At 36.2% G+C, this 24,911-nt stretch carries 18 protein-coding genes; 5 read left to right on the forward strand and 13 right to left on the reverse strand.

Going from position 1 to position 24,911, the window contains the following annotated elements:
- Positions 1 to 173: 173 nt before the first annotated feature.
- The 13 genes from PBT89_RS14790 to PBT89_RS14850 form a co-directional block, all read right to left on the reverse strand.
- Positions 174 to 3,143: a DNA polymerase III subunit alpha gene (locus tag PBT89_RS14790; RefSeq protein WP_270062521.1), complete on the reverse strand. Its 2,970-nt coding sequence runs from the start codon at positions 3,141 to 3,143 to the stop codon at positions 174 to 176.
- Positions 3,144 to 3,189: 46 nt separating this feature from the next.
- On the reverse strand, positions 3,190 to 4,407 hold the full coding sequence (dinB, locus tag PBT89_RS14795; protein WP_270062522.1) for a DNA polymerase IV: 1,218 nt from the start codon (positions 4,405 to 4,407) through the stop codon (positions 3,190 to 3,192).
- A 281-nt stretch (positions 4,408 to 4,688) separates the two neighbouring features.
- On the reverse strand, positions 4,689 to 6,104 hold the full coding sequence (gene lpdA / locus PBT89_RS14800; RefSeq protein ID WP_270062523.1) for a dihydrolipoyl dehydrogenase: 1,416 nt from the start codon (positions 6,102 to 6,104) through the stop codon (positions 4,689 to 4,691).
- Between the two features lie 99 nt (positions 6,105 to 6,203).
- Complete coding sequence (locus PBT89_RS14805; protein WP_270062524.1) at positions 6,204 to 7,601, reverse strand: 2-oxo acid dehydrogenase subunit E2; 1,398 nt, start codon at positions 7,599 to 7,601, stop codon at positions 6,204 to 6,206.
- Positions 7,602 to 7,619: 18 nt separating this feature from the next.
- On the reverse strand, positions 7,620 to 10,283 hold the full coding sequence (aceE, locus tag PBT89_RS14810; protein WP_270062525.1) for a pyruvate dehydrogenase (acetyl-transferring), homodimeric type: 2,664 nt from the start codon (positions 10,281 to 10,283) through the stop codon (positions 7,620 to 7,622).
- A 247-nt stretch (positions 10,284 to 10,530) separates the two neighbouring features.
- Complete coding sequence (gene clpX, locus PBT89_RS14815) at positions 10,531 to 11,763, reverse strand: ATP-dependent Clp protease ATP-binding subunit ClpX (protein ID WP_270060140.1); 1,233 nt, start codon at positions 11,761 to 11,763, stop codon at positions 10,531 to 10,533.
- A 72-nt stretch (positions 11,764 to 11,835) separates the two neighbouring features.
- Positions 11,836 to 12,510: an ATP-dependent Clp endopeptidase proteolytic subunit ClpP gene (gene clpP / locus PBT89_RS14820; protein ID WP_270062526.1), complete on the reverse strand. Its 675-nt coding sequence runs from the start codon at positions 12,508 to 12,510 to the stop codon at positions 11,836 to 11,838.
- A 100-nt stretch (positions 12,511 to 12,610) separates the two neighbouring features.
- Entirely contained in the window at positions 12,611 to 13,933 is a 1,323-nt protein-coding gene (gene tig, locus PBT89_RS14825) for a trigger factor (RefSeq protein WP_270062527.1), read from the reverse strand.
- Positions 13,934 to 14,020: 87 nt separating this feature from the next.
- Entirely contained in the window at positions 14,021 to 14,362 is a 342-nt protein-coding gene (locus tag PBT89_RS14830; RefSeq protein WP_270060137.1) for a phage holin family protein, read from the reverse strand.
- Between the two features lie 85 nt (positions 14,363 to 14,447).
- On the reverse strand, positions 14,448 to 16,049 hold the full coding sequence (locus PBT89_RS14835; protein WP_270064274.1) for an SGNH/GDSL hydrolase family protein: 1,602 nt from the start codon (positions 16,047 to 16,049) through the stop codon (positions 14,448 to 14,450).
- A gap of 14 nt (positions 16,050 to 16,063) precedes the next feature.
- Positions 16,064 to 17,314 (reverse strand): OmpP1/FadL family transporter, encoded by a 1,251-nt coding sequence (locus PBT89_RS14840; protein WP_270062528.1) that lies wholly within the window; start codon positions 17,312 to 17,314, stop codon positions 16,064 to 16,066.
- A 126-nt stretch (positions 17,315 to 17,440) separates the two neighbouring features.
- Positions 17,441 to 18,205, reverse strand: coding sequence for an alpha/beta fold hydrolase (locus PBT89_RS14845; protein ID WP_270062529.1), 765 nt, complete (start codon positions 18,203 to 18,205; stop codon positions 17,441 to 17,443).
- 43 nt (positions 18,206 to 18,248) lie between these two features.
- Positions 18,249 to 18,965 (reverse strand): pyridoxine 5'-phosphate synthase, encoded by a 717-nt coding sequence (locus PBT89_RS14850; RefSeq protein ID WP_270062530.1) that lies wholly within the window; start codon positions 18,963 to 18,965, stop codon positions 18,249 to 18,251.
- A gap of 200 nt (positions 18,966 to 19,165) precedes the next feature.
- Between PBT89_RS14850 and PBT89_RS14855 the strand changes: the two genes are divergently transcribed.
- The 5 genes from PBT89_RS14855 (at position 19,166) to bamA (ending at position 24,907) form a co-directional block, all read left to right on the forward strand.
- On the forward strand, positions 19,166 to 19,822 hold the full coding sequence (locus PBT89_RS14855; protein WP_270060133.1) for an acetoin utilization protein acuB: 657 nt from the start codon (positions 19,166 to 19,168) through the stop codon (positions 19,820 to 19,822).
- 1 nt (position 19,823) lies between these two features.
- A complete protein-coding gene (locus PBT89_RS14860) occupies positions 19,824 to 20,708 on the forward strand; it encodes an NAD kinase (protein WP_270062531.1) in 885 nt (294 codons plus the stop codon).
- 97 nt (positions 20,709 to 20,805) lie between these two features.
- On the forward strand, positions 20,806 to 21,507 hold the full coding sequence (gene porG, locus PBT89_RS14865; protein WP_270062532.1) for a type IX secretion system protein PorG: 702 nt from the start codon (positions 20,806 to 20,808) through the stop codon (positions 21,505 to 21,507).
- A gap of 3 nt (positions 21,508 to 21,510) precedes the next feature.
- Positions 21,511 to 22,251 (forward strand): isoprenyl transferase, encoded by a 741-nt coding sequence (locus tag PBT89_RS14870; protein WP_270060130.1) that lies wholly within the window; start codon positions 21,511 to 21,513, stop codon positions 22,249 to 22,251.
- Between the two features lie 7 nt (positions 22,252 to 22,258).
- On the forward strand, positions 22,259 to 24,907 hold the full coding sequence (gene bamA / locus PBT89_RS14875; protein ID WP_270062533.1) for an outer membrane protein assembly factor BamA: 2,649 nt from the start codon (positions 22,259 to 22,261) through the stop codon (positions 24,905 to 24,907).
- The last annotated feature ends 4 nt before the right edge of the window (positions 24,908 to 24,911 follow it).

A 24,911-nucleotide genomic window follows, 5' to 3' on the forward strand; every position in this document is an offset into this window, starting at 1 on the left:
ACTAGTAAGGTTATAGTTAATTATTAGGTTGAAATACATTTTGGTTAGGTGTTATTGGTATCACAAATAAAACATAAAATTTCGTTAAAAAGTAATTTAAATCGATGAAATGCAGCTCTTTAACAAATAAGAATCTCTATAAACGTTTTAGCAGTTAGAAGCAAAAATTAGATTTAGGCACTAAATTGAGAAGACACTAAACGAGGATCTACCTGAATTTTCTGAAATTCGATGATATCAGCATCAATAGAAATATAATCAAACTCATTATTCACTTTTCCTATACATAGGTAAATTCCTTTATTATATAATGGATACTTCGCTACATTATCTGGAAACTGTACCGTGTCGAAAATATTATAGTTTACATCATAGAATGTGGCAAAGCACATTTCTTTGCCATTAGAAGTTGTTGCTTTTTTCGTACAAATCAATTTCCCGTAAATTCTTACTTTTTTTCCTACAAAATCTTTAAGCTGTTTTACACTTACAGATTGCTTTAACGGCTCCTGTAATAATTCAAAATAACTACATAACGGAAAACCCAAAAGCTCTATTTGATCGTAAGCATCAACTAACATCGAATTTTGAAATTTAGGCAAAGTGTACTCTTTATGCTCGATTTTAAAAAGTCCTGGCTGATCGGTTTTCTTTTTTGATTTTATTTTTCTGAAATAAGCTTCCCAAAGCAGTTGATGTTTGTCTTTTCCTGTAAATCGAAACGCCCCGACTTTTAATAAAATCCTAAGTTGCTCTATTGAAATTTCTACCCTATCAATAAAATCATCCAGCGATTTATAATATCCAAAAAACTGTCGATTTTCTAAGATTTGCTGTACCGTTTTTGTTTCCAGCTCTTTTATATATCCAAACCCCAGGTAAATATCTTTACCAAAAATCGTATTGGGGTGATCGCTGTTATTAATGCAGGGAGCATGCACATTCCCGCCACAATTTTTTATTTCCTGAACATAGGTTTCAACCGAATAAAATCCGCCACCGTTATTGAGCACCGCCACCATAAATTCTAACGGAAAGTATTTTTTTAGATATAAACTCTGGTAACTTTCTACCGCATAAGAAGCCGAATGACCTTTAGGAAAAGCATAACCGGCAAACGAAGAGATCTGCTCCCAAACCTCATCGGTGATCTGTTGTGTATATCCTTTCTCTTTACAATTACTACGAAATTGCGCTTCAATCTTCTCCATTTGTCCTTTTGAAGTTTTCTTACCACTCATCCCGCGTCGCAAAACATCAGCATCATCAAAACTTAAACCGGCGAAATGATGCGCTACTTTCATCACATCTTCTTGATAGACCATTATTCCGTAAGTATCATCCATGATTTTTAACATTACCGGATGTCCCTGCTTTCGCCTTTCGGGATTACGATGCCGCTTGATATACTCTTCTTTCATTCCGCCACTGGAAATTCCCGGTCGAATAATCGAACTTGCCGCCACAAGATTCATATAATCCTGAGTTTGAAGTTTGGTTAGCAATCCTCGCATTGCAGGCGATTCAACATAAAAAACCCCCATACAATCACCAATCTTAAGAAGATCATTAATTTTTGGATCATTTTTAAACTTTGGAATATCATCAATATCTTCTACAAAAGCTTCAGGCTGATTTTGCCGAATCAACTCTAAAGTATCTGTGATCTTAGAAAGACCTCTTTGTGCCAGAATATCAAATTTATGAATCCCAACTTCTTCAGCAATATTCATATCGATCTGGATCGTCTGGAAATTTTTAGGAGGTAAAAAAGTCGCTCCGTAATTAAAAATCTCTTCCTCCAGAATCAAAATTCCGCCAGAATGTACACTTAAATAATTAGGAAAACCAGCAATCAAATTTCCATAATTTAAGACCAAAAGCTCCATTTTATCCAAACTGGAAACGTGAAATCTACCAGAAGAAAGTTTATCGATCTCGGCTTTAGGAAGTCCAAAAACTTTCCCTAATTCCCTGATCACCGCACGCCGCTTAAAGGTTACATAAGTTCCCATTAGCGCCACGTTATCGTAACTATCAAAAATAAAACGGGTAACATCCTCGCGGTCTTTCCAGGAGAAATCGATATCAAAATCGGGCGGCGAACTTCGATTTTCGTTAATAAAACGTTCAAAATAAAGATCCAATTCTATGGGATCTACATTAGTAATCCCGATAATATACGCCACAATAGAATTTGCACCACTACCTCGCCCGATTACCGGATAGTTTTGTTGCCGGGCATATTTTACGATCTCGTAATTAATCAAAAAATAAGAAACAAAACCTAATTTTATAATTGCTGTAAGTTCTTTATCCAGCCGAGCATAAACATCCTCTGTAGCTTCTGGGTATCGCTTTTCGATATTTTCAAAGCATAATTTTCGAAGCGTAAATTCATCTGCTTTTTTCCCTTCAATTTTAGATAAATTATTATTCTGTTTTTTACTGAAGGTAAACTCAACATTACACTTTTCAGCAAGTGCTTCAGTATTCGTTATAATTTCAGGAAATTCTTCAAAAGCTTTATTTATATCTTCTATAGAAAGCATTTTATCATTAGGATCGCCCTGTTCTTCTACCGGAAGTTTACTAAGCAGCATGTTATTATCAATAGCTCGTAATAATCGATGCGCATTAAAATCTTTTTTACTTCGGAAAGAAACAGCCTGTAAAACCACCAATTTTGAAGTGTACTTTTTATACTTCGAAAACTTCAGCTTATTGAGATCACGTACTGAAACTCCGATGAATTCATTTTCTCCAAAATCAGTTTTATTAGTTTCCTGCACTTTTTTAAAAGGATAGATCACAAAGCAATTTGCTAATATTGGCGCATTTTGATCAAAATTATTTTTAGCATGAAGATGTCCTGAGAGATGAGCATTCATCTGTCTAAATCCGTCACGATCTTTGGCGATCACTACGTATTGTTGATCTACGCCATTACGAAAATCGATACCCACCAAAGGTTTTACAGGAAAATCCCCGGCCTGTTTTAAAAAATTTAGACAAGCAGAAGTATTATTAATATCGGTAAGCGCTATAAAGCTGGCATTATTAGATATTGCTAATTTCAGCAGATCATTTTCAGAAAAAGTACCATACCTCAACGAAAAATAAGAATGACAATTTAAGTACATAATTTCCCTTTCCTCTATAGTCTAGAATAGATACTTCTAGCTTCAATTATTGATTTCGATGCGCGAGTACAATTGGTGGTTCGCCATCAAAAGGATTTCGCATTCTCCCAATTGTTCTCGCGCCCATGCTTACTGCTCTTACCACGCTACGCTCGCCATATTTATTTTTAATTCGGTCTAGAGAGTTATATAAATTCAGCATTTTTTCACTGTCATCAAATAGATTGATCTGGTAATGCCCGCCTACGAGTCCGCTTAATTTCACTCCTACAAGCCGAATCAACACCCTACGATTGTATAGTTTTTTGAAAAGTTCTTCTGCCTTCGGAATTAAAATATGATCGGCACTGGTATACGGAATCTTTGCCTGAAGTGTACTGGTTTGAAAATCTGAATACCGAAGCTTCACACTAATATTAGAAGCCAGTTTATTGCCTCGCCGCAACTGAAACGCCAAACTCTCGGTCATCGCAACCAAAGTGGCATGCAAACGCGTAATATCTGTAGTATCCTTATGAAAAGTTCGCTCGTTAGAAATCGATTTTCGATCATGAAACGGAATGATTGGCGAATCATCTATTCCGTTAGCGCGTTTCCAGATGGTACGCCCGTTTTTTCCTAAAACGCCTTCTAAAACTTCTACCGGCATCTCCTGAAGCGTTTTTACTTTATAAACCCCTAAGCCCATAAGTAACTGAAACGTCTTGTTCCCAATCATCGGAATTTTATTAACGTCTAAAGGAGCTAAAAAATCTTTTTCGGTGCCATGCCTAATCACACTCATTGCATCGGGTTTAATCTCACTGGTGGCAATTTTAGAGACTACCTTATTTTGTGATAATCCAACCGAAATTGGTAAACCACTTTCTTTAATGATATTCTGCCTTAATTCTTTAGCAAAGCCTTCTATTCCAAAAAAACGATCCATCCCGGTAAGATCTGCATAAAATTCGTCGACACTCGCTTTTTCAAATAAAGGCACCTGACTTTTAATAATTTCAGTTACCAGGTGTGATTCTTTGGTATAAATCCCGGCATTGCCTTTTATATAAACTGCCTGTGGGCAAAGTCTTCTGGCAATTTTCATGGGCATGCCAGATCGTACTCCAAACTTTCTGGTTTCATAACTACAGGAAGCCACCACGCCACGATCTCCCATTCCGCCAACGATTACCGGTTTATTATTTAATTCTGAATGATGTTTTCGTTCTACAGAAACAAAAAACGAATCCAGATCGAGATGTAAAATAGCTTTTGAAATCATGTAAAATGGAATTAATCCTATTTATTGGATTAATTCCAAAAGTATAAAAATAAATAAAGCGAGAAAGTTAAAATCTCGCTTTAGATAGTTAAGTATTTTTTATAGTCGCATTATATTGCTGAAAAGCAACGTCGCCTTAAACTTGATTCAGGGTTTCATAAAACAAGAATCAACAGTCAAAAAACTGTATGAGATTCCGTGCCAAGCACGGAATGACGCTACGGATATTGTAAATAACCGAATAGCATACGCTGAAGATAGAGCCTCATTTTTAACCTGAATTATTTATCAACAATATGTGTTGGACTTCCATAAAACAATTCGGCACTCTCCATAATTGTTTCCGATAATGTTGGATGTGGATGTACGGTAAGCGATAAATCTCTTGCTGTTGTGCCCATTTCTATAGCTAGTGCAATTTCAGGAATTAAACTCCCGGCATTTTTACCGGCAACACCACCGCCCAGAATAATTTCAGACTCTCTCTCTACAATCAGTTTTGTAATTCCGTTATCGGTTCCTAAAGCTTTAGCTCTTCCGGAAGCCGACCATGGAAATTTTACCACTTTCGCATCGATATTCGATGAATTTAGCTCTTCCTCTGTAAGTCCGCACCAGGCAATTTCAGGATCAGTAAATACAATCGCAGGAATTACTTTAGCATCGTAAGATGAACCTTTCTCGCCTTTAATTACTTCCGCAGCAACACGACCTTCATGAGAAGCTTTGTGTGCTAACATGGGCTGCCCGGTAATATCACCTATCGCATAAATATTGTTTGCTGAAGTTTTACGATTATTAAAAACTTTTATAAAACCGTCTTCGCCAATTTCTACTCCCGCATTTTGTGGTTTACTGGCTTTAGTATTCGGTTTACGCCCAATAGCTACTAAAACACGATCGAATTTCTTTTTCTGCTCTTTATCGCCAGACTTCAATACCACTTCAACTTTCTTCTTTTTCACCTCAACCTTTTCAACTTTAGTATCAAAATACAGATTTTTAAAAGGCTGTTCTTTTTCAAAAACCTTTACCAGATCACGATCAGCTCCCGGTAAAAAACCAGAGGTCATTTCAGCAATAGAAACTTCACTTCCTAAATTTGCATAAACACTACCAAGTTCTAATCCAATATAACCACCGCCAATCACTAATAATTTCTTCGGAATTTCTTTAATATCGAGTGCATCTTTAGAATTCCAAATAAGTTTATGATCTACTTCTATATTTGGTAATTCGGTTGGTGCAGATCCGGTTGCGATAATAGCGTTTTCAAATTCCAGCTCGTAAGAATCACCAGAATTTTCTTCAACCGCTACCGTTTTTTCATCTTTAAAAAAAGCTTTTCCCTGAATAAACTCTACTTTCCTAGCCTTGCTAAGTTGCCCTAACCCTCCGGTTAGTTTTTTTACAACATCATCTTTCCACTTTCCTATTTTCTTCACATCAATTTCAGGCTCGCCAAAACTCACTCCGAAATTCGATAATTCTGCAGCCTCTTTTTTCACTTTCGCTACGTGCAACAAGGCTTTCGAGGGGATACAACCCCGATATAAACATACTCCACCTGGATTAGCTTCAGGATCGATTAGCGTGGTTTTAATCCCTAAATCGGCTGCTCGAAAAGCGGCTGCATAACCACCCGGGCCTGCACCAATTACTATCAGTTCTTTTTTATCTTTTTTGCTATCTGCCATAATTTATTTTTACTCGATAATCGAGATTTCAATATTGCAAAGGTTATTTAGAACAATAAAATTACTTTTCTAAACTCTTAAGCTTAGCTAAATTCCTAATTACACACCAAGCAAGGCTTTGTAAGGATCTTCCAACGCCTGAGTAATCCAATTGATAAATGCAGCACCATCGGCACCATCGATTAAACGATGATCGTAGGATAAACTAAGCGGTAAAATCTCTCTTGGTTTAAATTCGTCGTCGATATACACCGGTTTTTTAGCTGAACGTGAAATCCCTAAAATCCCCGATTGTGGTGCGGGCACAATAGGCGTAAAATTAGTCCCACCAATTCCGCCAAGATTAGAAATAGAGAAGTTCGCACCTTCCATATCTTCTTTACTCAATTTACCATCTCTTGCCTTTTCAGCGATATTGGTTAATTCCGCAGCAATTTCTATGATACTTTTCTTGTCGGCATCTTTAATTACCGGTACTAACAATCCTTTTTCGGTAGCAACTGCAATCCCGATATTTACATAATTTTTCAGGATCATTTCCTGATTTTCCATATCTATGCTGGCGTTAAACTTTGGAAATCGAACCAATGCGCTCGCCACAATTTTAGTCAGCAAAGCGGTAATGGTTAATTTTCCCCCGGCTTTTTCAGCTTTATCCTGATTTGCTTCTAAATATTGCTGAATATCGGTAATATCTGCTTCATCAAACTGAAAAACATGTGGTACTGACTGCCAAGAAGCCGTAACATTTTTAGCTGTTGCTTTTCGGATATTATTTAATGGCTCACGTTTTACATTTCCGAATTTTTCAAAATCCGGTAAAGAAACTGAAGCTGATTTTGTAGATTTTTGACTTCCGCCTTTAGCGAATTCTTTGACATCTTTTTCTGAAATTTTTCCTGAAATTTCTTCTGCCAATTCACTAAGATCTACCCCAAGCTCTCTCGCTAAACGACGCGTTCCCGGTGAAGCCTGAATTCCGGCTCCGGTAGATTTTCCTGAAGATTTGTTTGATTTTTTATCTTCATTTTCTTTGGAAGATTCATCCTCAGATTCATCCTTTTTTGATGTTTCTTTTTCCTCCTCTTCGTCAGATTCGTCTTTATTATCTTTAGCTTTCTCTTCTTTTACCTTCTTCTTTTTCTTACCGTCTTTTTCTTCAGCATCATCACCTTCATCTTCATTTTCTTCTTCAGAAGTTTTTTCCTCCTGCTCTTCTGAAGATTCTTCGGTATCCTCAGTTTCATCGTCGCTATCTTCTGATTCTTCCAAAAGAATGATTACCTGCCCGACTTCAACCTCATCACCTTCACTAATTTTTATTTCTTTTACTGTTCCGGCATCTGAACTTGGAACCTCAACAGAAGCTTTATCACTTTCTACAGCAATAACGCCCTGATCTTTTTCGATTTTATCACCTTCAGCGACTAATATTTCTGAAACTGTTGCCGTTTCTACTCCGTCCGCTATTTGTGGTACTTTGATTTCTATAGCCATTTTTCTTTTCTTTTTTGATTAGGATGTTCTTGGATTCGGTTTTTTAGCATCAATGTCAAATTTCTTAGCGGCATCTTTTAACTGCTTGGCTTTAATTTTTCCTTCGTTTGCTAATTCGTAAAGTGTAGCAAATACAATATGTGCCGCGTTTACTTCGAAGAAATTACGTAGTTCTGGTCTTGCATCACTACGCCCAAAACCATCGGTCCCTAAAGCAGCAAGAGGTGCCGGGAACCACTTCGCAATCGACTCTGGCAGTGCTTTTACATAATCGGAAGCAGCAACAAAAACACCTTTTTCTTCTTCCAGACAATCTTGAATATAATTTTTCTCTTTATTAAGCTGCGTTTTTAAGCGATTCTCTCTTTCAATATCGATCGCATTATCATAAAGTGCTTTGTAGCTGGTTATACTCCAAATATCTACCGCAACATCATATTCTTTTTCTAAAATTTCGGCAGCTTCTAGTACTTCAACCATAATAGAACCGCTACCAAAAAGATGTGCTTTTTTATCGGTTTTGCGTTTTCTAGTTTTCTGAAATTTATACATCCCCTTCAAAATACCCTCTTCACTGTCTTTAGGCATTTTTGGCATTTTGTAGGTCGCATTTCCAAGCGTGATATAATATTGATATGTTTTTTTGTCGACATACATTTCTTGTATTCCGTTCTTTACAATAGTCGCCAACTCGTATGCAAAAGCAGGATCGTAAGCTTTTACCGTTGGAAATGCTAAAGCAAATAAATGACTGTTGCCATCTTGGTGCTGTAAACCTTCACCCGGCAAACTTGTTCTTCCTGAAATACCTCCTACTAAAAATCCTTTTGCTCCGGCATCTGCTGCTGCCCAGATTAAATCTCCGGTTCTTTGAAAACCAAACATCGAATAAAAGAAGTAAAACGGAATCATTGGGATACCCTGATTGAGATAGGAAGTACCGGCAGCAATAAACTCGGCCATACAACCCGATTCGGTAATTCCTTCTTCCATTATTGCCCCATCTTCAGATTCTTTGTAAAACAGCAGACTTTCTTTATCTACCGGTTCGTATAATTGACCACCGGGAGCGTAAATTCCAACTTGCCTGAATAAAGATTCCATACCGAAAGTTCGGCTCTCATCGGGAATAATCGGAACAATATATTTCCCCAGTTCTTTATCTTTAAACAACCTGCTTAAGGTTTGAATCATTACCATTGTTGTTGCCGCCTCATCATCTCCTGAGCCTTCCAAAAAACTTTTAAATACTTTTTTATCGGGCGCTTTTATCGCTTCGCTTTCATCTTTGCGTTGCGGCATAAAACCACCTAAATCTTTGCGTTTCTTCTGTAGGTATTTAATTTCTTCGCTATCTTCTTCAGGCTTTATAAACGGAATATCTTTTATTTCTTTATCTGAAATTGGCAGATTGAAGAAATCTCTAAATGCTTTTAATTCATCTTCTTTAAAACTCTTAGTTTTATGCGAAACATTGCTGGCTTCACCGGCTTTTCCCTGACCATAACCTTTTATAGTTTGGGCTAAAATTATGGTAGGCTGACCTTTATGCTCGGTCGCCTTTTTATAAGCATTATATATTTTTTGTTGATCGTGACCGCCACGCTTTAAACGCTTCAACTCATCATCAGATAAATTCTTGACGATTTTAGCTAAGTTTTTATCTTTTCCGAAGAGATCTTCTCTGATAAATTCGCCTTCAGAAAATGCATATTTTTGAAGTTGCCCGTCGGGTAATTCATCTAATAAACTAATTAGTTTACCTTCGGTATCTTTTTCGAAAATCGGATCCCAATCTTTTCCCCAGAGCAGCTTAATTACATTCCACCCGGCTCCACGAAATAAACCTTCTAGTTCCTGAATAATTTTACCATTTCCCCGTACCGGACCGTCTAAACGTTGCAGATTACAATCGACCACAAAAGTTAGATTATCTAATTTATCCCGAGCAGCTACACTTATTGCGCCACGTGCTTCAGGCTCGTCCATTTCTCCATCACCTAAATACGCCCAAATTTGCTGATCGTTATTTTCTATTAATCCACGTTTTTCTAGATACTTATTAAAACGCGCCTGATAGATTGCATTAATTGGCCCCAATCCCATAGAAACGGTTGGAAAATTCCAGAATTCCGGCATTAAATGCGGGTGTGGATAAGACGTTAAACCTTTATCTGATTTTATTTCTCTACGGAAGTTTTCTAAGTGTTCTTCAGTTAACCTACCTTCTAAAAAAGCTCGAGAATAAACACCAGGTGAAGCGTGTCCTTGAAAATAAACCATATCTGATCCTGCTTCACGATCCATTTTATAAAAATGATTGAAACCTACTTCCCACAAATGTGCTATAGAAGAATAGGTTGAAACATGCCCTCCTATACCTTTACTTTCATTATTGGCTCTCACCACCATGGCCATGGCATTCCAACGAATGTACCCTAAGATTTTCTCTTCAATTTCAATATCTCCAGGATACTTTTCTTCGTCTTCCGGGCTTATAGTATTTATATAAGAAGTGGTAAGGGGTAAGTTTTGCTTCACACCATTTCTTTGTGCTTCAGCCTGAAGTAATTTTAGGATTTCTTCAACTCGTTCTTTCGACTCATTTTGCAATACCCATCTGAGCGAATCCAACCATTCCTGATTTTCAATCTCGGTATTACTTTCATTTTCCTTAGCCATGCTATGCAATTTATTGATTGGTAAAAAGAGTTCTCTTCTTATGAAATTACCAATTTATAAGGCTGAGTTAAAATGATTAACAGAAGATTATAGTGCAATGCTAAAGCTTTCAAAAAATAAAAATTGATAATCTCATTTTTGAAAGGTTTACTTGCAGATTTATTAGTGAAGTGAGAAATAGATTGAAATAAAAAAGCCCCATAAATAACAAAATTTATGAGGCTTTTCAACTAATATTAGCTTTCAACTACGAAGCTGCTTTCAGTGCATTTATAGTTGATTTATTTAATTTCTCGTCAGCATACTTTTTAGTAAGCTCAAATTCTTTTACATCACTTTCCGGGAGATCAAACATCGCATCGGTTAAAATTGCTTCACAAAGCGAACGTAAACCACGTGCACCAAGTTTGTATTCTACCGCTTTTTCTACGATATAATCCAAAGCTTCATCGGTTACACTAAATTCGATTTCATCCATTTCAAACAATTTTGTGTATTGTTTGATAATCGCATTTTTAGGCTCCGTTAAAATTGATCTAAGCGTATCTTTATCTAATGGATTCATATACGTTAATGCCGGTAAACGACCAATAATCTCAGGAATAAGTCCAAAATCTTTCAAATCTTTAGGGATGATATATTTTAAAAGATTAGTTCTTTCGATATTATCATCGCTCTTAGAGGCACTAAATCCTACCGCTTGCATATTTAAACGCTTGCTGATATTTTTCTCGATACCATCAAAAGCTCCACCCGCGATAAACAGAATATTCTCTGTATCTACCTCGATAAATTTTTGATCGGGATGCTTTCTTCCTCCTTTTGGCGGAACATTTACAGTGGTTCCTTCTAAAAGTTTTAGTAAAGCTTGCTGAACACCTTCTCCAGAAACATCTCTGGTGATTGAAGGATTATCGCTTTTACGAGCAATCTTATCGATCTCATCAATAAAAACAATTCCGCGTTGCGCTTTTTCTAAATTATAATCGGCTGCCTGTAATAAACGGGTTAAAATACCTTCTACATCTTCACCTACATATCCTGCTTCTGTTAAAACCGTCGCATCTACAATTGCCAAAGGCACATTCAGCATTTTAGCTATTGTTTTTGCCATAAGGGTTTTACCGGTACCGGTTTCTCCTACCATAACAATATTACTTTTCTGGATTTCGATATCATCATCGCTATCCGGTTGTAATAATCGCTTATAGTGATTATAAACGGCAACAGACATTACCTTTTTAGTAGCTTCCTGACCAATTATATATTCATCTAAAAAAGCCTTAATAGATTTAGGCTTACTTAGCATTAATTCTGAAGATAACTCGTTTGCTTCCCCTTGTTTGGATTCTTCAAGCACAATACCGTGCGCCTGCTCTATACATCGATCACAGATGTGAGCATCCAAGCCGGCAATCAATAGATTGGTTTCCGGCTTTTTTCTTCCACAAAAGGAACATTCTAATTCTTCTTTCGCCATCTTATTTAATTTCCTGTTCTGTTTTAGAAATGCTTTCTAAAACTCTTCTCTAAATTTCGTTCTTAATACTCCTTAATCTCTAGTAAGAATTTCGTCGATCATCCCGTATTCTTTTGCCTTATCAGCTTTCATCCAATAATCACGGTCACTATCTTCGTGTACTTTCTCGTAAGACTGCCCAGAATGTTTAGAGATAATTTTGTATAATTCTTCTTTTAAAGTAATAATCTCTCTTGCTGTAATTTCGATATCACTAGCTTGTCCTTGAGCTCCGCCAAGAGGTTGGTGAATCATCACTCTAGAATGTGGTAATCCACTACGTTTCCCATCTGCTCCTGCACAAAGTAATACCGCTCCCATTGAAGCTGCCATACCAGTACAAATCGTAGCAACATCTGGTTTTATAAACTGCATGGTATCGTAAATACCTAAACCAGCGTATACACTACCACCAGGCGAGTTTATATAAATTTGAATATCTTTTGAAGAATCTGTACTTTCTAAAAATAATAATTGCGCCTGGATAATATTAGCTACCTGATCGTTGATGCCAGTTCCCATAAAGATAATCCTGTCCATCATTAATCGTGAAAATACATCCATCGCTACAGCATTCATTTGGCGCTCTTCAATAATGTTAGGCGTCATCCCCATTGGGGTCATACTGCTTACTATTTTGTTATAATAATTGCTATTTATCCCGTGATGCTGGGTTGCGTATTTTTCGAATTCTTTTCCGTAATCCATCAATTTTTCTTTTTAATTACACATGCTACCCATAAAGCCAAAAAAGGCGTTATACCATATGGATAACGCCTTAAAGATAGGTATAAATTATAAAAAAGGCTTAGTTATAGATCTCTTTCACAAAATCATCGTAAGTAACTTCCTTTTCGTCAAATTTCATATTCTCTTTGTAGAAATTTAACAGCTTTTCGTTTACTAATTGCTCAGAAAGACGCTTCACTTCGTCTTGGTTAGAAAGGATTCTTGCTGCGATATCGTCCAATTCTTTATCTGAAGGATCCATCTGCCCAAATTGAGCCATTTGTTCTTTAATTTTATCTTTAGCGAAAGCTTTAAGCGCTTCAAAATCTACCTGAATATCGTTATCCTTAACGATTTTTCCTTCGATTAACTGGTAACGTAAACCTTTTTCGCTCTTTTCGTATTCTTCAACCGCTTCTTCTTCAGTAAGTGGCTTTTCTCCAACAGTTCTAATCCATTTTTGAAGAAATTCTTTAGGAAGATCGAAGTCTGTTTTTTCAATTAATGCTTCAGTAACATCATTCATTAATTGTTGATCACTTTGCTGAACAAATTGCTTCTCTGCATCTTCTTTGATCTTTTCTTTAAGCTCGGTAACTGAAGTTACTTTCCCTTCTCCAAAAAGCTTATCAAATAATTCCTGATCTAAATCTGCAAGCTCTCTTTGGTTAACTTCAGAAATAGTAAACTCAACTTCGATATCCAGATCGTGCGCTTTATCGTGCTCAACCTTTAAGTGTTGTTGCAAGTCGTGATCATCTTCAAAAAGACTTTTTGTCTTTAAAGTGATAACATCACCAGCTTTAGCGCCAACAAATTTATTAAGATTTCTCTTCCCTTTAATTTTTTCTAACTCGATAGAAGTTTCGTTTTCGATTCCTTCTTCTTCGTTTTTAAAAGTTCCGGCTACGATATCTCCTTCTTCAACTTCTTCCTTAGAAATTAATTTACCGTATTGCTTCTGGATAGATTCGATTTGGCTATCGATCATTTTATCATCAGCAACGATATTATATTTTTTAACTGGCTTTTCTAAGTCAAGATCAACTTCAAACTCTGGTGCAAGACCTATTTCAAATTCGAATGTATACTCATCTTTATTCCAGTCGAAGTTTTCTTGCTCTTTTGGAATAGGATTTCCAAGAACGTCTAATTTTTCTTCAGTAAGATATTTATTAAGATTTTCTTGTAGCAATTTGTTTACCTCATCTACTAAAACAGCCTGCCCGTATTGCTTTTTAACCATCCCCATAGGAACATGACCTTTTCTAAAGCCAGGAATATTGGCGTTTTTACGGTAATCCTTAAGGATTTTCTCTACTTTAGGAGCATAGTCGTCTTTTGCGATATCTACTTTAACTACCGCATTCAATTTATCAATATTCTCTCTGGTAATATTCATTCTTGACTTATTATAAAAATTGGTGTGCAAAATTAAGCTTTTTTCATAAGCCTGCAAAGTTTCAAATTATTGAATTTCAGCAAGCTTCTAATCCTTATCAAGAAGGGAATACAATATTGACTGAAACAAAGAAAAAAGCAGACTAAAAATAATCGCCATAAACCAACCATCGACGCTGAATCCTCCTATAAAGCTATCTGCAAGAAATATAATTATGGCATTTATAATTAATAGGAATAGCCCAAAAGTTAAAATTGTTACCGGTAAGGTAAGAACGACCAATATTGGTTTTAAAATTAGGTTTAAGACCGCAAGTACTACAGCAACGATAAACGCTGTTAAATAACTACTTACACTTACACCGGGTAAAATCTTAGCAAGACCAACCACTACAAGGGCCGATAAAAGAAGTTTTAGTAAAAGTCTCATATTTAATTTAGTTTGAATACCTCAAAATTGCGAAAAAAAAAGCCGGCTAATTGCCGACTTTCTTTATTTTAATATAAGTTTATCATTACTGTACATCATTACTAGGTGTAATAGTGTTGTATTGACCAACATTTACTTTAGGAACCGTAGAACCATAAGTTGCATTTATTTGATCGATAATCTCGTTCGCCATTACCGCATATCCTCTTGGTGTTAAGTGAACGCCATCTAACGAAAATGCACCACCTGTCCCGAAAGTAGAAGTAACCGAACCTCCATCATAAGCGACACCTCCATTAGCCACTTGGCTAAGCATAGCATTAGCATCAACAAAAGCAAGATTATTGGTTGTCGCAATATTTTTTATGGAAGCATTAAAGGCATTTGTAGCTTCTAAAATTTCAGTCTGCTCACTTGGTATTAAAACATACTCATCACCTAGCGGATAAGTAATCCCGTTTATTGCAAGTTGCCCCGCCATTTCTTGCGGCACACCTGCCTGAACTAGCTGAGTGAAGCGTGTTTCATTAAGCTGCCCAATAACTCTTGAAGAAGTAAGCGTGAATAAATCTTCGGAAGTAGCCTGACGAACCTGCCCAAACTGCTGACCATATAGTGCAGCCATCGACGCATCGAATCCAGATTGCGTTAAAACCTGAGTTATTTCCGCAGAAAGATTTGTCAATGATTCATCAAAAATCAATACTGGCGAAGCCGCTGTTTCAGAATACTGAATACTTCTATCAGAAACTTGTAAGGCAGCAAAAACCTGATTTAACTGTGAAAAAGTAGCATTTAAAGTAGGAATTTGAGCTGCAAAATCGTCATTGGTTGCAGGATTAAGTGCATTAAACGGTACGGTATTAAAAAATGCTACATCTGTAACATCTGGTATATTAATAAGGACACCGTTGGCACCTCCCGAGATTAAAGTTTGTACTAAACCTGAATATACCTGAGCAAAAAACTGAGGATCTGTAATATCGTTAGATCCATAAGTTGAAGGGTCTAAATTACCTGCCTGGTTTACTCCTGTCCCTCCTGAACTTGCATAACCTAAAACATCGTTATTACCTATCCAAAGTGTAAAAAATGTTGGATTTTGAGCCATTGCATCAGCCATAATACTTGTTTGAGGTGAAGAAGCAAATCTTACAAAATAAGGATTAGCAAGACCAGCCTGTACTCCTGCTATATTACCATAACCATCCACACCCAAATGATACGATTTAGCACCAGGAACACCCATATTACTAAAAGGCCCTTCTAAAATATTTGATATATCTGTAGTAGGCGACATTCCTGTATAAACTGAAGGAGCACGCTCCCCATCTTCATCTACTGCTAGCACTAAACGGTTATTGAAACCCTGCAATGGTTCGCCGGATAGTAAAAGTCCGCCGGCATTATCATTCATATAAGGAATTGTAAACTCCTGTGTTTCCTGAGTTAGAGCAAATTGTCCCGCCAAAATATTGGGATACGAATTTCTTTGCCCCGTAATATAAAGTGCATTATCTGCATAACCTGCGGTTAACGAATTTCCAAGAGCAACATAATTAGAGAAATCTGCTTCTCCATTAGTATAAACACTTCCTTTTTCATCTATTGGATTATCTAAATCTGGCTCACAAGAAACTATTCCCAAAGCCAATAAACCAACTACTAAAAATTTATAGTTTTTCATCATTTCCTGTAAGTTTAAATTTTGAAAGTTACCCCAAGACCAGGAACAAACGCCACAGTTTTGTAAGTCCCTTCAAAAGGTACATTTTCTCCGTTTTCCATATAATAATTGTAAGACTCATCTACTTCTTTAAACCTATTGTAAAGGAAAGAAGCATCTATGGAAAGTTTTTCGGTAATATTTACTGAAAGTCCCGCTGTAAACCCATGCGCGTCATTTCTTGGTGTTTCCGGCGCAAAATATCCTGATTGTACAGGTGATTCATCAAAATAATAACCAGCTCTAAGCGTAAACATTTCGTTAGCTAGATATTGGACTCCGAATCTATAGGTATTCGCATCTTTGTAATTTCTAGGATTCTCTGAATCTGGAATATTTGGATCTTCAAAGTCGATATCTAAAGATTGATAAACATCCCAAAAAGCGCGGTTATAATCAAAAGCCAATAACCATTTTTCTGTAAGCTCGTAAGATACACCGATTGAAAACTCTGCTGGTAAAGGCAGCGATGCATCAAATCTAGTATCATTAAAAGGAGCAAGTGGTGAATTAGGAATATTGCTAAAATCTGCGTCACCTTCTTCTGCTTCTACAATAATTTCTGAACGATAGTTTGCTCCTATTCTCAGTTTATCGGTAGGATTATACATTGCCCCCAAAGACCATCCCCAAGCATGAACCCCAGAAGCATCTACAGTTACATTTGCCCGATTTCCATCGATATCGCTAAGGGTTCTATTTAAGTTTCTATTAAAGTTAACCGATCCATTTACATAGATAGGACCACCACCTACACTAAATTTTTCTGAAATTTTTACTGAAGCTAACGCCTGAACATAAATTGCCTGGAGATCGATATCGTTTACCAGATGAGATCCAGACCAATCGGTTGGCCATTCTACAGAACTACCGTAGGGCGTATATGCTGCTAATCCTAATGTTAACCAATCTGTAGCTCGATAAGAAATGTAAGCATAAAAGGGAGTTCCTATAGAACTATCTGTTCTGGACATTTGTCCAAATTCATCATTTTGCCAAACCACATCAGAGAATACGGCACTTGCTCCAAAAGCAACATTTATATTATCCTCTAAATACACTAAACCCGCCGGATTAAAAAAGGCCAGCTCTGCATTATCAACCACAGCCACACCAGTATGCCCCATAGCCAGTCTTCGCTGCCCCTGAAGCCCTACTCTGTAACCACCTGCATAAGCCATTGCAGCTGCCAACCCAAAAAGGGTTAGAAATACTAGTTTCTTCATAATAATTTATTGTAGAATTAAGTTTTATCAGGTTTAAAAAACCTATGCTCAAATTTAGCATAAATTACGAATCCTACAACAAAATAGAGAAAAATATTATGTATGCATAATAATTAAAGGCGCTTTTTACAAAAAACGTATTATAGCATTATAAAAATCATTCTGGTTTTCTGCATGAACCCAATGGCCCGAATTACTTATTACTTCAATTTTTGCTTCTGGAAAATGAGTACGGAGAAGTTGCTCATCTTCAGGTAATCTTATGTAATTAGACTTCTCTCCTTTTATAAAAAGTGTTTCGCCTTTATAAACTTTATCTTTTTCTAAACCTGCTCCAATATTTTCAATCTTGTCTTTTAGCGTTTTAAGGTTTACTTTTAAAACGTAGTTTCCTTTCCCTTCGCGGTCTAAATTCTTCAGAAGAAAAAGCTGTGTTGGCCTATCGGGAACGTATTCAGAAATTATTTTAGAGGCTTCCTGGCGAGAGGAAAGATTGGCGTCTTCTAACAAGGTTAATCCTGCTAAAATTTCCTGATGATGAGGTTCGTAATATTTAGGAGCAATATCTACGATTATTAGTTTATCTAGCAATTCTGGATAGGTTGCTGCAAAGAGCATCGCTGTCTTACCCCCCATAGAATGACCTAAAAGCACAATTTTTTCCAACTTGTGCTCTTCGATATATTCTTTTAAATCTTCCACTAATAATTCATAAGAAAAATCATCACTATGCGGACTTTTACCATGATTTCGCTGGTCTACCAAATGAACTTCGTAAGCATCTCCAGAAAACATTTTACCTAAAGTCTTCCAGTTATCTCCCATTCCTAGAAATCCATGCAAAATGATAAATGGCTTTCCTTTTCCTAAAATATTAGTATGTAATTTCATTTTTGTTCTTTTAAAATCTTAACCAAAATTGGCCAATTTTAATTTACTTTAATTTCTTTAAATATCTTGCTACGGTCTCTTCTAGACCTAAATAAAGCGCTTCTGCAATTAATGCATGCCCAATAGATACTTCATCTACAAAATTCACGTGTTTTTTAAAGAATGCTATATTATCCAACGACAAATCGTGACCAGCATTTACACCCAACCCCAAATCGTGTGCAAGTTTGGCACATTTAGCATATGGTGCCACAGCTTCTTCTTTATTTCCGTGTGCAAATTTTTCAGCAAAACTTTCGGTATAAAGTTCTATACGGTCTGTTCCGGTTTCTGCGGCTCCCTGAATCATTTTTTCATCTGGATCAACAAAAATCGAAGTACGAATACCATATTTTTTAAATTCTGAAATTACTTCCTGCAAATATTCCTTATAACGAATAGTATCCCAGCCGGCATTACTGGTAATTGCATCTTCAGCATCTGGCACTAGCGTAACCTGCGCTGGTTTAATTTCCAGGACGAGATTTACGAATTTGGTCACTGGATTTCCTTCAATATTAAATTCAGTTTTTAAAACCGGTTTCAGATCTTTCGCATCCTGATATCTAATATGTCTTTCATCTGGGCGTGGATGCACCGTAATGCCTTGTGCTCCAAATTTTTCGATATCCAAAGCACATTTCACTACATTAGGTATATCTCCTCCCCGTGCATTTCTTAATGTGGCAATCTTATTAATATTAACGCTTAATTTCGTCATAGCTATAGTTTTCTCCTTTCAATAAAGGGATTTGTATTTATAGTTTTTATTTGACATATAGAGCCTTTTGCAATTATAAATTACTACTGCACTACATACTCTAAAGCTTATCTTAAAACTTTTTGTTTTAACAAAAATACAAAGTTGGGTATGGCTGAATGAATTTTATTTTAATTAATTTGCGCTAAAGGACGTGGGATATGAATATGGAAGAATATATTTTAAATGACGTTTCAATTCGTCATTTTACTGACAAAATTGGTGAAGTACAGAAAGATTTTAATCAGCTTACCTATTCTCACTTGCCCGTAGAGAATAACGGATTATATATGGGATGTATTTCTGAAAATGACATTCGTTGCTTTGATGCCGAAAAATCAATTGAAGATTACCAATATGCGCTGGAAGGTTTTTTTGTTAGAAATACCGATTACTGGCTAGATGTACTTGAAACTTTTGCACAAAATGATTCGAATATCCTACCTGTATTAGATAATGAAAATGAATATCTGGGTTATATCGAATTAAATGAAATTATGGGAATTTTTAACGAAACTCCCTTTTTGAACGAGGCAGGAAATATTATTGTCGTAGAGAAAGGATTTAAAGATTATTCGTTAAGTGAAATAAGCCAGATTATAGAATCAAGCAACGTACATTTACTTGGCTTATTTGTGTCTAAAATTGAAAACGATCTTGCCCAAATTACCATCAAAATAAATCCTACGGGAATTACTGAAGTGATACAATCACTACGAAGATATGGTTACAGTATTATCTCCCAACACCAGGAAGATTCATTTAATAAAAATCTTCGAGAACGCTCTAAATATCTGGACAAATACCTAAACATTTAATATGAAAATAGGCATTTACGGCCAGTTTTATCACGAAAACGCCGGCACTTACATCAATCAACTTTTAGAGCTTTTGCAAGAACAAAAAGTTGAAGTTATTATCGAACGTTATTTTTTAGAACTTATCAATAAAAATCAAAGCGTTACAGGGGAATATAGTGACTACGAAACATTCGATGTTTTAGATGACAGTTTTGATCTTTTTTTCACTATTGGTGGCGACGGCACCATTTTAAAATCGGTGAATTATATTAAGAATTTGGATATTCCCATCGTTGGTATAAACACAGGACGTTTAGGATTTCTATCTACCATTCAGAAAGAGCAAATTGGAGAAACAATACACGCGATTTTGAGAAAAGACTTTAGTATTTCTCCAAGAACGGTATTGCAAGTGGAAACAAATCCAGAATTTGATGAAGAGATCTTTAAAAATGTAGCCCTAAACGAAATAGCTGTTAGCCGAAAGAATACAACCTCGATGATTACAGTAGACACCTGGCTAGACGATCAATATCTAACCTCTTACTGGGCGGATGGATTAATAATCGCTACACCTACAGGATCCACAGGATATTCCCTTAGTTGTGGCGGGCCGGTTATTACTCCAGATGCAGATTCTATCGTAATCACACCTATCGCACCTCACAATTTAAATGCAAGACCGCTTATTATTAAAGATAATACAAAAATCACTTTAAAAGTTAGTGGACGCGAAGACTCTCATCTTCTATCGATGGATTCACGCTTAGCAAGTCTTCCTAATGATACTGAAATTATAATAAAAAAAGCACCCTATACTATTAATCTAGTAGAACTTCACGATAATAGCTTTCTACAAACGCTAAGAAAGAAACTTCTATGGGGAGAGGATAAACGTAATTAGACAATATTTTTTTTAAAACTCTGTTAATGTAATACTAATTAGCTCAAATTATTGCAGAGCAAACATAATTGTTATATTTGCAAACTTTTAAGAACCTATGCGGTATCGAATAGCTTTAGTTTTAATGGTAATTACTTCAGTACATTTGCAATCTCAGACCTATGAGGTCGGTGCCTTTTTGGGTGGCGCAAATTATATTGGTGATGTAGGTAAATCTACTTACATCAACCCAAGTGATTTGGCATTCGGAGGTATTCTTAAATGGAATCGCAGTCCTCGCCATTCCTTTAGGTTTTCTGTTATTATGGGAAATATAGAAGCAGATGATACCGAAAGTAATGATACCCGTAGAGAACAAAGAGGCTACTCTTTTAGTAATACTATTACAGAAGCATCCTTGGGCTTAGAATTTAATTTCTGGGATTTCGATCTTCATAAGGGAAAGCCGCAAAGCAGCCCTTATCTTTACACAGGTGTTACTTATTTTAGTGCAGACCACGTAATATTAGATGGATCTAGAGGAGGACCATTGGTAAACCAGGGTACAAACTGGGAATTTGCGATCCCAATGGTTATTGGTTACAAAACAACTTTAACTCAGCGTCTAATTGGAGCAGTAGAAATTGGCGCGCGATATACGTTTACAGATAATTTAGACGGAAGTAATCCAGAGGAATTAACCGACACACAAGATCCTGTTCTTACCTTTGGAAATCAAAATACAAATGATTGGTATGTTTTTACCGGAATCACATTTACAATAACCTTCGGGAGAAAACCCTGTTATTCGAGCTTTTAGAGAATGAATTTTAAAGAAAATCTCAACTTAACAAAATTACCTGCGCATATTGCCGTTATTATGGACGGTAACGGTCGTTGGGCCAAAAAACAGGGCTTTTTAAGAGCCGTTGGGCACAACGAAGGTGTAAAATCGGTTAGAGATGTAGTTGAAGGAAGTGCCGAAATCGGAGTTAAATATCTAACTCTTTACGCATTTTCAACAGAAAATTGGAACCGTCCTAAATTTGAAGTTGATGCTTTAATGAAAATTTTGGTTTCTTCGCTAAAAAAAGAAATCAAAACATTACAAAATAATAACATTAGATTAACCGCCATTGGTAATATTGAGAACTTACCAAAAAAAGCGAAAAGAGAACTTTTAGATGTTATCGATAAGACAAAAGATAACTCTAAAATGACGTTAATTTTAGCTTTAAGCTATGGATCCAGAGAAGAAATAACCTCTGCATTTAAAATTTTAGCCAATAAAGTGCAAAATGGAACGTTAAAACCAGATGAGATCAATGATTCTTTAATCTCTGAAAATTTATATACCAAAGATGTGCCCGATGTTGATCTTATGATTAGAACTAGCGGCGAACAAAGAATCAGCAACTTTTTGCTTTGGCAAATGGCTTATGCCGAGTTGTATTTTACAAGTATTTTATGGCCAGACTTTAGAAAAGAAAATCTTTACGAAGCCATTTATAATTATCAAAACAGAGAACGAAGATTTGGAAAAACAAGTGAGCAACTTAGTTAGTGCATTTATGACGAAAAATATAGTAGCATTCGTAATAATTTGTTTTACTCTTAGTATCGCTGCCAATGCGCAGGATCTCCCTATAGGAAACGGTAAAAAATATACTTTAGGCGAAATTAAAGTAACTGGATCTACACGATACAACGAGCAAACCGTAATCTCGTTTACTCGACTCAAAAAAGGTGAAGAACTTTACATCCCGGGACAACGTTTAAGTAATGTAATTAAAAAACTTTGGGATCTAGATATGTTTAGTGACATAGAATTTTATATCACTAATGTAGATAACGGCGTGGCCGATCTTGAGCTTGTTATTACCGATATCCCAAAACTATCAGAAGTTCGAATTCAGGGAATTAAAAAGAAAAGAGATAAAGAAGAGCTTATTGATGAGAATAAGCTTAAAACCGGTGTTAATGTTACTGAGAACTTAATTACCAACACCAAAAACTATATTGAAAGCAAGTATAAAAAAGATGGCTATTTTAATGCAAAAGTAGCTATCAATACTGTAGAAGTAAAAGACACAACCGGTACCAATCAGGTAAATATGGTTGTAAATATTGATACTGGTGATAAAGTAAAGATAAAAAATATTGATATTATAGGTAACGATCAGATCTCTGATGCGAAACTGAAAAGAGCAATGAAAAACACGAAGCAAAAACGCTTTTATCGTTTTTGGAAACGCTCTAAATTTAACCGTGACGATTATCAAGAAGACAAACAAAACCTGGTTAATAAGCTTAAAGAAAATGGTTTTCGCGATGCGCGTATCATATCTGACAGTCTTATAAAAATAGACGATAAAAATATCGCCCTAGATATTAAAGTTGAAGAAGGAGACAAATATTTTATCGGAGATATCTCATTTGTAGGAAATACAGTTTATACAGATGAATTTTTAGATCGCGCAATGGGGATCAAAAAAGGAGATACCTATAATGGCGTTCTTATTAACGAAAGAATCGAAGCGCAGGATCCAAATGCAACAAATATTTCAACAATATATAGAAACAACGGTTACTTGTTTTCAAGTTTCAACTTAGTTGAAACACGTGTTTACAATGACACTATAGACTTTGAACTACGTATTAACGAAGGTAAAGAAGCATATTTTGATGAAATTAGAGTGGTTGGAAACAACAAAACAAAAGATCACGTAATCTATAGAAATTTACTAACAAAACCGGGACAAAAATACAACCAACAAGATGTTGTTTCAACCGTTAGGGAATTAGGTTCTTTAGGATTTTTCGATGCAGAACAATTAAGTCCTGAATTTATTGATCCAGATCCACAAAGTGGAACATTATCTTTAGAATATAACGTCGTGGAAGCAGGTGCCAGCCAAATTGAACTACAAGGTGGTTACGGTGGCGGTGGATTTATTGGTACGCTGGGACTTTCTTTTAATAACTTCGCTATTTCAGAGATCTTCAATAAAGAGTCATACACACCGGTACCTATGGGAGATGGGCAAAGATTATCTTTAAGAGCACAGGCAAGTACTTACTACCAAACATATAGTCTTTCTTTTATGGAGCCTTGGTTAGGAGGCAAAAAGCCAGTACAGTTATCGACATCATTCTCTTATACAAGACAGTTTTTGTATGACTATCGCTCAAGACGAGCTGATAAGAGCCGTAGTTTCGACATTTTGGGTGTAAGTGTAGGTTTTGCGAAACGTTTAACAGAGCCAGATCCATATCTTCAGGTTTCACATACTTTAGGGTTTCAGCGTTACGATCTTAATAATTATAATACCGGTTTATTTACTTACGGTGATGGTTTCTCTAACAACTTAACTTATACCTTTGGTATTACTAGAGATAACACAAGATATAACCCAATATTCCCTATTGCAGGGTCTGTTTTCAGTATTACAGCTAAGTTCACTCCTCCTTATTCTTTATGGAATGGTGTTGACTATGATGACTTAGAAAACCAAAGAGAATTTCAGCTAGAAGATGATAATGGTAATTTGATAAGATACGACGATCAAGGCCGAACAGTACGTACCACTGAAGCAAACGCTATTGGCGATCAGGCGAAAATTGACCAGGAAAAATATAAATGGTTAGAGTTTTACAAAGTGAAATTTAAAGGAGATTGGTACACAACCTTGGCCAATTTTGGCGAAAACAAAAACTTGGTACTAAGAACCAATGTAGAATATGGATTTTTAGGTGCCTACAATCAGGATCGTGGAGTACCACCTTTCGAAAGATTCTATCTGGGTGGTGATGGTCTTGGTTCTTACAGCCTTGATGGTCGTGAAACTATACGTCTTAGAGGTTATCCTAACCAATCTTTAATTCCGCTAGACAGAACTTCTTTAAGCCAGGCATCGAATGATGATGGAGCTACTATTTATAATAAATACTCTCTGGAACTTCGATTCCCTATAACGCTTAAACCTTCAGCTTCTATTTATGCATTAACCTTCTTAGAAGGCGGTGCATCTTATGATAATTTTAGAGACTTCAACCCATTTCAGTTAAATAGATCTGCCGGTGCAGGTTTAAGAATATTTATGCCAGCTTTTGGATTATTAGGTATCGATTTTGGATACGGTTTCGATGCACTGCCAGGACAGCCTAATAGCGGTGCTAACGGATGGGAAACTCACTTCATCATTGGGCAACAATTTTAAAATG

Source organism: Zunongwangia sp. HRR-M8 (genome assembly GCF_027594405.1).
In the GTDB taxonomy this organism is placed as follows: domain Bacteria; phylum Bacteroidota; class Bacteroidia; order Flavobacteriales; family Flavobacteriaceae; genus Zunongwangia.